Origin of the sequence: Prevotella sp. S7-1-8 (genome assembly GCF_000758925.1) — a bacterium.
Classification (GTDB): domain Bacteria; phylum Bacteroidota; class Bacteroidia; order Bacteroidales; family Bacteroidaceae; genus Prevotella.
Map to the genome: position 1 here is coordinate 46,620 of NZ_JRNC01000002.1, position 11,522 is coordinate 58,141.

Sequence of the window (11,522 nt, forward strand, 5' to 3'; positions counted from 1 at the left end):
CATGTCCTTGACACCACCGTTACATGCGTGGTGCCATTCATAAAAAATAATTTTTATACAAAAATCGGTTTCAAATGGTCATGGCGTAGCCGCCCAAAGCATCGACCGCACTTTTCAGGGCCGACGGCGACACGGTCGTCTCGTCATACGTCACAGCCACACTTCCAGCCGCCAAATCCACATGGGTGTCCTCCACGCCCACAACGGCCTTGACGACATTCTCCACGGCTTGCGCGCAGTGGGCGCATTTCATACCACTCACGGCAAATGTTCTCGTTGTCATTTTGCGTTTCCTTTCTTTCTTGCCGCGACACGGCGCGGTCACGATTAAAAAATTAAAAACGAAACCAAAACTTCGTCTCGCTTGACAAAGATACTATTTTTTTGCGTCACCCTTGGCATAATTTGACAGGGTTTAACAGTTATTCTCACCCTATCGACCCACTCCACACAAATATTGGCGGCACGGCAGAAACCTTCCAGCCATCTGCATGAGGTATCGCGCGTCGTGTCACCATGATAAAACAGGCCACCGCGCGCCATTTTGTCAAACGCATGTGGCAAAACCATTTAGCGTGCTTTGATGCTAATCAATTATTAACTTTTTTAACCCTCGTGTAACATTAAAAAACGCCAAACGGCTTTGAAGTAAGGAAATAAAATGTTATTTTTGCAAATAGATAGTTATTCACAAACATTCATTTTTAAATTATTATAAAATGGCAGTTAGTTATAAAGATTTAGGTCTCGTCAACACGAGAGACATGTTTAAGCGTGCCGTAAGTGGCGGTTACGCCATCCCGGCATTCAACTTTAACAACCTCGAGCAGCTTCAGGCTATCATCACAGCCTCCTCAGAGCTGAAATCGCCGGTAATCCTCCAAGTGTCCAAGGGCGCGCGCAACTATGCCAACGCTACCTTGCTGCGCTACATGGCTGAGGGTGCCGTGGAATATGCCAAGGAATTGGGCTGCGCCCATCCAGAGATAGTGCTCCACTTGGACCACGGAGACACCTTCGAGCTGTGCAAAGACTGCGTGGACATGGGTTTCTCATCGGTAATGATAGACGGATCCTCGCTTCCTTACGAGGAGAACATCGCTTTGGCCAAGAAAGTGGTGGACTACGCGCACCAATACGATGTGACCGTCGAGGCAGAGTTGGGCGTGCTCGCAGGCGTTGAGGACGACGTGGTGGCCGAAGAGTCTCACTACACCAAGCCTGAAGAGGTGATAGACTTCTCGCAGCGCACCGGTTGCGACTCGCTCGCCATTTCCATTGGCACCAGCCACGGCGCCTACAAGTTCACGCCAGAGCAGTGCACCCGCGACCCGAAGACAGGCCGTCTGGTTCCCCCACCATTGGCGTTCGACGTGCTGGCCGAGATCGAGAAGAAGCTCCCCGGATTCCCCATCGTGCTCCACGGCTCATCTTCCGTACCACAAGAGTATGTTGACATCATCAACAAGTTTGGTGGCAACCTGCCCAACGCCGTCGGCATCCCCGAGGACCAGCTTCGCAGGGCTTCCAAGAGCGCCGTGTGCAAGATCAACATCGACTCAGACTCTCGCTTGGCCTACACCGCCGGCGTTCGCAAGACATTGGCGGAGCACCCAGAGTATTTCGATCCTCGCCAATACGGCAAGGTGGCACGCAGCTACATGATCGACCTCTACAAGAGCAAGATTACCGACGTGCTCGGCAGCGACAACAAATTGGCCCAATTAGACTAATGGGCTGGCCGCCCACGCGGCGTCATCGGCATGCGAAGACCCGACGTCAAGCGCGCCATGACAGGGAAATCTTTTCATAAGATTAAATAAGACAGAGTCTAAAAATCACTTCCCTTATATTTTTGTCTTGAAAATAAAGGCAAAATTCGCCGAAGCTATTTTTTGAAACTTCTTATAAATATTTTAGTATAAAGGCGGGTTCGACATCAACAGCGAGCCCGCCTTTTTGATTACGCGCAAATAAGGCGCGCGTCGCGACACTGCGCGTCACGACCACAACGCACAAACCCACCCAAATCCAGCGGCCTGTTACCAACAGCGACCATACACCATCGCAAATATATGCCATGCGCCACATAGCTCAATCAGCATAGAGACAAAAACAAATCAGTAAAAAATAAATCACAAAAAAAGAGATGTCAAAACTCATCGTTTTAGAAAATCTATTTTGCGTTTTCAGGCAAAAACACGCGCACAGGAACGCATTTTCTATAAGCGCAAGAGATGAATGATACTTATTCAAACCACATTTTGTAACTAAACGCCCTCTGTTTAGGCCGTACACGTCTCGTCATTAAACATTAATCGCGTCCCCAATAAGGCCTAATGGCAGCTGCCCAACCCACCCATTGAGCCACGAGAAATCCACAAATCGCATATCTTCCTTATTGATAACGATTTATATACATCAGCCAAAAAGCGCATATTTGCAAACAAAGCGTTGCCCGTTCACAAATACGCTTGTTTTCAGCACGCTTTTGTCACACTATTTCAACACTCTTTTTTTTCCGTTGCATCATAAAAAACAAAAACAGATCTAACCCCACAAAAAATTTAAAAATTTTGTATCTTCCAGATAATCAATGAAATGACAACAAATAAAGAAGAAAAGGGTTACGATTTGGAAACGAGCGAGTTTCTTTCCCCTTCTTTATTCTGCAATGCCTCAAAGAACACTTTAATTGAAAGGATAAAGAAAGTAATTTATTCCCAACAATCCAAGAATTCCAAGGAATGTCTCGGCACATGAAGTGAGAAAAATCAGAAAAAAGATGAAATCTGCAATATTTTGGCATATCGAAATGTTAAAAATCGTCCCGTGTGAAATTTTTAGAAGTAAATATTTACAAAACCAAGAAAATTTATTTATATTCGCCACATATAAGTAATTATTAATCGTATATAATGCCGGGTATGTTTAATGATGAAAATAACACTTTTATGACCAAGTTGCTCCTAGGCAACAACGCTCTTTCTTGTACACTTTCTGCTATGTATGAGAGATGTTTTTGCGCGTCATATTTATTAGTAGTCAAATTAATTTCGATCTCGTTAAAAGATTGTCAATGCCTAAATAAAGAGTGCGTAAACGACGCGCCTTTGATATTTAAGGAATTGACTATAACAAAATCTCAAGCGGAGAAAAGATTAGGTTATAATCTATCTGTTTGTCATGGGCGGGAATGGGCATGCCATTTCTGTAGCGACCCCATGTGGCTCAACAGATAGCGACAGTGATTGTGACGGTACAGCCGTGCGCAACTGCCAATGCCCCATTTTACATCCCAAACCCAAACCAGAAGAACCAATTAAGCCTGTAGATCCACGAAAGTCCCTAAGCCTTCTATCATTAGAGTTTATCTGTGTCTTTAAGGCATAAGTTTGGTACTTTAATTTGAAGTAAAAGTACATGGCATCTTTAGTATGCCAAATACAATTAAATATTAACCTCAGAGATGGAATAGCAATGGTATATATGAAATACTTATTTTCAGCAATAATTATCTTTATTTATAGTTTTGGTTCCTCAGCTCAGAGTCAGGATACGTTGCAGGCGAAAAGCTTGCCAAAAGTAATCGTTGATGGTGCCAATCAGATAGAGACTCCAAGAAAAACCATTTTGCGTCCGACAGCATTGGAAAGGAAGCACGCTACCAATGGATTTGAATTGCTGGACGTGATGAACTCTCCCGAATTAGAAATTGATACCCACACATATAACATTACCACAAAAAATGGCGGAAGTGTCGTGATATGCGTTAATGGAATGGAAGTGTCGAATGAAGAAGTGGCTATGCTCAGGGCAAAGAACGTGCAATCCATTGAGTATATTCGTACACCGGGAGGAAAATATGCCGGGAAGGCAGGTGTTCTAAATTTTATTACAATACAATACAAATATGGGGGAAATGTATATTTCTCAGCAGAGGAAGGATTTGCTTACAAACAAGGCAATTATCTTGGCTATATAGACTACACTCATAAAGGCTTGACCCTTTCGCTTACAACTTCGTTTGACTGGAACCATGACCATAGCTATAGCGAGGGTGTGGACAAATATGTTTTCTCTGATGGTAATATGCTTGAAAGAAGCAATACCCCAATATCGTCATCCCGCAAGAACAACCATCAAGGAGGAAAGCTCAAACTTACATCTATCGGCAGCAACCATCGTCTCAATATATATGCTTCTTTTGTCCGCCAAGCGGTACCGCAATCTGTCTCAATTAGCGATGTTGCATATAGTGGAGTGTTCATGGGCTCTACGCTGAAGAGTGTTACTACCCAGAGCAGAAATATCTCTCCCTCTGTTTATGCAAACTATACACTGTGGCTTCCAAAAGAGCAGACGATTGATTTTACAGGTTCTTTCTCTTATGGACATAATAGATATTCGAGTTTATATGACGAGACTGAACATCCTGTTGTTTCTACAAAAAGTCATGAAAACAACCATGCCATAACGGGAAGAGTTCAATATTTCAAAACATTAAGAAACAACTATACTCTGACAGCAGTCGCCTCTCACGACCATAACAGTTACAAGGACACCTACAATGGGAACTTGGATGGCAACCAAACGCTTATAACAGATGCCACTACGGGAATGTTTCAAGTTAGCAAAAATTCAGAAAAATATTACTTCTACCTATCTGCCGGAATTTCCAATACCGCAGTAAATCTGAATACGAAGCATTATGACTATTGCCATCCTATTGCCTTTTATGGAGGAAATTACATCATAAATGGTCATCACGCACTATCGTTGAATGGGCTCTACACTCACACTCTCTTTGATCCCTCAAACAAAAACACAATGGCAATAAGGAAATCTTTCTTTGAAGTGGTAAAAGGAAATCCTGACCTTGGCACACTGCGTGTGCTTGATAACACCTTATCTTATAACGGACAATTCGGGAAAACGAAAATATCTGTATCTTATAACAACTTCATATACTTCGATAATATTTGCCATGTGTATAGCGCAGATGAGCAGACTGTATCCGACATGAAAGTTAATGAGGGCACCCTTTATGGAAATATGCTTACGGCATCCTACTCATATAATGTTTTTAACGATAAGTTGCGCCTGAACCTTACGGCTATAGAGGAATACAACACTCTTAAAGGCAAGCACTATGATATTTCAAAGAACACCCTGAGAGCTCATTTGTCTGCCACTTACCTTATTGGTAATCTACTACTTAAAGCTACTTATAAGACACCATATACCGCTCTGTTTGTGAGTGAACCTTGTTTTACACATAGAAAGTCCGTGTACGAACTCTCTGTAAGTTGGAAGCATAAGGCTCTTTCTGTTGAAGGGATGATACGAAATCCTTTCAAACGTTACAATGTATCACATACATCAATGAATTATGGCTGCTACAAACAAGATAACTGGAGTTACAGCGAAAGTAATGGAAGATGTATAAATCTAAAATTAACATACAATATTGGTTATGGCAAGAAAACAGAGAAAGGTGAAATAAATATAGACAAGTCTATAAACAATGCACTTCTGAAAGCATATTAAAAATACCGAAATAAATTATATTTGCACATACAGGATTTTGACAATAGCTTTTGGTTTTATTAGACAGTTTTACATAGAAAGGCACTAATGAAGAATAATACAATATGGAGCGGCATAACACTTGCTTATGGAATCAGCCAAGAAATAAAAACATGATTAAACGCAATTCGTATATTCCACCATTTTGTACACGGCGACATTTTTTGCTATCATACCATAAAAAGCATGCCTTTCACATGTTGATTATAAACCGTAAGCAGCCAGACAGAAACTATTAAAATATTTATCATATTATAATAACCAATGTTAACAAAATATTCCAAATAAGCAACCAGTCAAAAAATAATAAATTACAACTTTCTGACATTCTGTTATATTTATTGAGATTTACAGACATATATCGCATCTTTTTTTGCTCAAAACAATTCACTAACGCCCTGTTTATCTTTACAAAAGTCATCCTGACAAAATGTATCAGACAAAAATATAGTCTCAAAAATAAATCTTAATTAATATTAATGTTTGTATTTATTAACATAGTAAAATCATAAGCATACAAGAATAATCAGTACCTTTCGACACATAAAACAAAACAATAAGAAAACATTATGGCTACCACTCTGATTATCATACAATTGCTCATCGTATTCGGATTCATCTTCATCGGTGCTCGAGTGGGTGGCATCGGTATGGGTATCTATGGCATGGTGGGCACCTTCCTGCTGGTGTTTGTCTTCGGATTGGCACCGGGCAAGGCACCCATTGACGTGATGATGATCATTGTTTCGGTCATCGTAGCTGCGGCCTCGCTACAAGCCACTGGAGGCCTTGATTATTTAGTGGGGCTTACGGCCAAGTTCCTGCGCAAACATCCAGGCCAGATCACCTACCTCGGCCCATTGTCGTGCTGGGTGTTTTGCCTGCTCGCTGGCACGGCGCACACCAGCTACTCGCTCCTCCCCATCATCTCCGAGATAGCCCAAGCCAACAAGATAAGGCCCGAGCGCCCACTGAGCGTCAGCGTGATAGCAGCATCGCTGGGCATCACCGGCAGTCCGGTGAGCGCGGCTACGGCAGCCATCATCAGCACCGACATACTTGGTACCAAAGGCATAGACCTGGCCGACGTGATGATGGTGTGCATACCCGCCTCGCTCATCGCCATCTTAGTGGCGGCATTCGTGCAAAACCGAGTGGGCAAAGAACTCGAAGACGATCCCATATACCAAGCTAAAGTGGCATCGGGCGAAATAAACCCAGAGGAGGACCGCAAGCGCATGCACCAGCTTGAGGAGCATCCCGACCCAAAGGCCAAACACTCTGTGTGGGCATTCTTGGCAGGCGTGGCCATGGTGGTGGTGTTCGGTTTGTTCCCCGAGCTTAGGCCTCACTACATGGTAGATGGCGAGATGACGATGATATCTACATCAGAGATGATAGAGATCGTGATGATGTCGGCGGCAGCCCTCATCCTGATTATCGGCAAAGGCAGCGTGAAAACAGCTGCCAAAGGCACCGTCTTCGCCGCCGGCATGAACGCAATGGTGAGCATTTTCGGTATAGCGTGGATGGGCGACACATTCTTTAATAGCAACAAAGATTTCTTCGTGGCTCACCTATCAGACGTGGTGCAGTCGGCCCCATTCCTCTTTGCGGTCATTCTCTTCATCATGAGCATCATGCTCTTCTCGCAGGCAGCCACCGTGCGCACCATCTATCCGCTCGGCGTGCTGTTAGGCATCAACCCGCTATTCCTGCTGGCCATGTTCCCGGCCTGCAACGGGTATTTCTTCCTACCCAACTACCCCACCGAGGTAGCGGCCATCAATTTTGACCGCACGGGCACCACGAGGATAGGGCGATTTGTGGTGAACCACAGTTTCCAACTATCCGGATTTATCACCACTTTCGTGTCTATTGGATTGGCATTTCTTATCACACAGCTATTTTATTAAAACACATTAATAATATTAACCATTTAAAAAAAATTATTATGAGACACTTACGCATTAACATCTTGATGATTGTCGCTCTGTTTGTCACCGTGAGCATGTACGCCAAACCCAAGGTTCGCATCTTGGCAACGGGTGGCACCATTGCGGGTGTGGCCAACAGTTCTACATCCTCCGCTTACAGCGCCGGCCAGCTTGGCGTGCAAACGCTGATTGCAGCCGTACCTCAAATTCAAGACTTGGCAGACGTATCGGGTGAGCAAATCTGCAACATTGGCAGCCAAGACATGAACGACCAAGTGTGGTTGAAGCTTGCCAAACGTATCAACCAGCTGCTCAACGAGGAGGGCTATGACGGTGTGCTCGTGACTCATGGCACCGACACAATGGAAGAGACGGCCTACTTCTTGAGCCTTACCGTGCATAGCGATAAGCCCGTGGTTTTGGTGGGGGCCATGCGTTCGGCCACTGCAATATCCGCAGATGGACCTGCTAACCTCTATAACGCGGTAGCCACCATCGTGACACCGGAATCTCGCGACAAGGGCGTGATGGTTTGCATGAACGATCAGCTGTTTGACGCCAAATCGGTTATCAAGACGCATACCACCGACTGCGCTACCTTCAAAGGCGGCATCTATGGCCAAATTGGTAACGTGTTCAATGGTAAAGCATACTATTTGCAGACCCCTTCATGCAAGCGCGGCACAGCCTCTGAATTTAGCGTAGACAATCTTGACAAGCTGCCACAGGTGGGTATCATCTATGGTTACTCCAATTGCTCAGCCCTTCCTATCAAGGCTTTTGCTGACGCCAAATACGATGGTATCGTGCTGGCAGGCGTAGGTGATGGCAACTTCTACAAAGACGTGTTCGACGAGGCCATCAAAGCACAAAACAGCGGTATACAGATCGTGCGCTCAAGCCGCGTGCCCACAGGTCCAACAAACCTTAACGCTGAAGTTGACGACAACAAATACCACTTCGTGGCATCGCTCAACCTCAATCCACAAAAGGCCCGCGTGCTGCTGATGCTGGCTTTGACCAAGACACACGACTGGCAACAAATTCAAAAATACTATCAGGAATATTAATCGAAAGCCTGTACAGGCTGCATAAACTGAGGAGCTGACGCTTCTGCCGACAATGTGAAGACAAACTGCCACACACGCTATCGGCAGCCCACACGCAGTAGGCGCGGATAGCGAGGCTCCTCTCTAAAATCTTATTTAAGAACATAATATCCATTCGTATGAAAAAAATTATGATGGTTTGCGCCATGATCTCCATGACATTGGGAGCAAGCGCACAAGGCAACAACACAGGCATGGGTGGCAATGACGGCAACTACGAGTCGTTAGCCAACCGCGTTTTCAAGTTGGAAAAAAAGAGCGATGCCTTCAACGTGTACTTCAATTATGCATCGAGTTTCCAAGCCAACGACGATGGCCAGAACTGGGGCACCTCGTTCAAGAACAAGCAAGCCCGCTTGGAGATCAAGGGTAATATCACCGACAAGCTCTCCTACCGCTTTCGCCACCGCCTGAACAGATGCACCAAGGCACAGAGCGAGGACAACTTCGCCAAAGCTACCGACATCTTGTCCGTGGCTTACCAATTCAACGACAAGTTTGGAGTAACGGGTGGTAAGATGTGTCAAAACTGGGGTGGATTTGAGTTTGACGAAAACCCTATGTACATATATCAGTACTCTGACATGGTGGACAACATGGACAACTTCATGGCCGGCGTAAATTTCGCGTTCAAACCAATCCCATCACAAGAAATCAACGTCAACATTACTGACGCTTATAACAATAAGCTCAGCGACGATTACGGACCCAACCTCAAAGTGTTGAAAGACACCCGAACCTTGAACGCCGTGGAGGCAAGCTATCATCCACTTACCTATATCATTTTGTGGAACGGTAGCTTCTTTGACAACAAGTTGCAAACCCGCTGGTCTTGGGGCTCTCAGACACAGGCCAAAGGCGAGCATAGCCAAATGGTGGTATTGGGACAAAAACTCAATTTGCCGAAATTCCAATGGTATTTCGACTACATGGGAGCCTTTGACGACGTAGACCGCTTGGGCATTGCCACCAACGACTTGGCAAAATTCCTCCCTGCCGGCAATTTGCGCTATGGCAACGTGCACTACAACTCGTTCATCACCAAAGCTAACTGGCAGTTCGCACCACAGTGGAACCTGATGCTCAAAGGCATGTATGAGACCGCCAGCGTTAACAAGATAGAAGAGCTGAAAAACTACCGCAAGTCAATGGGATACTTCGCAAGCGTGGAGTATTACCCCGTGCAGGCACAAGATTTCCGCATATTCTTGGCATACATCGGCCGCAACTACAAGTTCAACGAAAAGAGCCAGTTGGCCAATTACAGCACTAATCGCATCGAATTAGGCTTCATGTACAGAATAAAGGCTTTCTAAGTCCCATACCCTAACAAGGAGACGGCATTGAATACCAGTAGGTCTCACGCTCGTCTCCTCACCTCTTTTTAACATCACAACATCTCAAACTTAAATCAAGCTATTATGGAAAAAAACGCAAAATTCCGTGTAGAGTCTGACCTCTTGGGCGAATTGCAAGTACCCGCCGAGGCCTATTACGGCGTGCAGACACAACGCGCCATCAACAATTATAAAATATCCAACTCCAAGATGTGCGACTATCCAGAGTTCGTCATCTCGATAGCCTACGTCAAGAAAGCCGCAGCCGCCGCCAACGCGGAGCTTGGCGCGTTGGATAAAAATATCGCGGAAGGCATTTGCAAGGCTGCCGACGAAGTGATAGGCGGCAAACTTTGGGAAAACTTCCCAGTGGATATGATGCAAGGAGGAGCCGGTACATCGGTGAACATGAACGCCAATGAGGTGATAGCCAACAGGGCATTGGAACTCATGGGCTACGAGAAGGGCGACTATCCACACTGCTATCCCAACGACCATGTGAACTGCGGACAATCGACCAACGACGCATACCCCACAGCATTGCGCTACGCCGTGTATCGCATGAACAAAGACTTGCTGAAGAGCTTGAAACAACTCGCGGACGCTTTCCGTGCTAAAGGCGAGGAGTTCAAGGAAGACGTGAAGATGGGGCGCACCCAACTGCAAGACGCCGTGCCCATGACATCCGGCCAAGAGTTTACGGCATTCGCCAACACGTTGCAAGATGAGATAGCCCATATCGAGTACAACGCCAAGCTGTTGCTCACCATCAACATGGGCGCCACTGCCATCGGCACAGGACTGAACGCCGTTCCGGGCTATGCCGACTTGGTGACAAAGCTTCTCTGCCAATACACTGGCGACGAATTTAAGAAGGCCGACGACATGATTGCCGCCACACCAGACACAAGCGATTATGTGGGCTATTCTGGCGCACTGAAACGTCTGGCCGCCAAACTATCCAAGATTTGCAACGACCTTCGCCTCATGGCATCAGGCCCACGATGCGGTCTGAACGAGATTAACTTGCCCCCCATGGCACCCGGATCGTCTATCATGCCCGGCAAGGTGAACCCCGTAATCCCCGAGGTGACAAACCAAGTGTGTTTCAAGGTTATAGGTAACGACACCACCGTGACACTGGCTGCCGAAGCCGGACAACTGCAACTCAACGTCATGGAGCCGGTTATCGTGGAATGCTTGTTCGAGAACGTGTCGTGGCTCACTAACGCCATGAACACCCTGAGGGAAAAATGCGTGCAGGGCATCACGGTGAACGCCAAACACAATATGGACACCGTGAAACACTCTATCGGCATCGTGACCGCCCTAAACCCATACATTGGTTACAAGAACAGCACCAAGGTGGCCAAAGAAGCCTTGGAGACAGGCAAGAGTCTGCACGAGATAGTCTTGGAGAAAAAACTGCTCACCGAGGAGCAGGTGGACGAAATTCTCGACCCCAAAGCTATGCTCACGGCACACAACAAGATTTGACGCCTACACGAAAGGGCATGACCCACACGCCGAATGAGACGGCACTAAAACAC

7 protein-coding genes are annotated in these 11,522 nt (G+C 45.9%); 6 read left to right on the top strand and 1 reads right to left on the bottom strand.

The features are described 5' to 3' along the window. Positions 1-70: 70 nt before the first annotated feature. A complete protein-coding gene (locus HMPREF1640_RS00200) occupies positions 71-283 on the bottom strand; it encodes a heavy-metal-associated domain-containing protein (RefSeq protein WP_036891418.1) in 213 nt (70 codons plus the stop codon). A 436-nt stretch (positions 284-719) separates the two neighbouring features. Here HMPREF1640_RS00200 and HMPREF1640_RS00210 point away from each other — a divergent pair, with 436 nt between their 5' ends. From HMPREF1640_RS00210 to aspA, 6 genes are all read left to right on the top strand, one after another. Further along, positions 720-1,733 carry a class II fructose-bisphosphate aldolase gene (locus tag HMPREF1640_RS00210; protein ID WP_036891389.1) on the top strand — a complete coding sequence of 338 codons (1,014 nt, stop codon included), beginning with the start codon at positions 720-722 and terminating at the stop codon, positions 1,731-1,733. 1,756 nt (positions 1,734-3,489) lie between these two features. After that, positions 3,490-5,550 carry a hypothetical protein gene (locus HMPREF1640_RS00220; protein ID WP_036891419.1) on the top strand — a complete coding sequence of 687 codons (2,061 nt, stop codon included), beginning with the start codon at positions 3,490-3,492 and terminating at the stop codon, positions 5,548-5,550. Between the two features lie 608 nt (positions 5,551-6,158). Further along, the gene (locus HMPREF1640_RS00225; RefSeq protein ID WP_036891391.1) at positions 6,159-7,505 is read left to right on the top strand and encodes an anaerobic C4-dicarboxylate transporter family protein; all 1,347 of its coding nucleotides are present in this window, start codon (positions 6,159-6,161) and stop codon (positions 7,503-7,505) included. Positions 7,506-7,543: 38 nt separating this feature from the next. Then, positions 7,544-8,596: an L-asparaginase 2 gene (gene ansB / locus HMPREF1640_RS00230; RefSeq protein WP_036891392.1), complete on the top strand. Its 1,053-nt coding sequence runs from the start codon at positions 7,544-7,546 to the stop codon at positions 8,594-8,596. Positions 8,597-8,754: 158 nt separating this feature from the next. Further along, on the top strand, positions 8,755-9,951 hold the full coding sequence (locus tag HMPREF1640_RS00235; RefSeq protein WP_036891393.1) for a porin: 1,197 nt from the start codon (positions 8,755-8,757) through the stop codon (positions 9,949-9,951). A gap of 105 nt (positions 9,952-10,056) precedes the next feature. Continuing rightward, the gene (gene aspA / locus HMPREF1640_RS00240; RefSeq protein WP_036891394.1) at positions 10,057-11,469 is read left to right on the top strand and encodes an aspartate ammonia-lyase; all 1,413 of its coding nucleotides are present in this window, start codon (positions 10,057-10,059) and stop codon (positions 11,467-11,469) included. Positions 11,470-11,522: the final 53 nt, after the last annotated feature.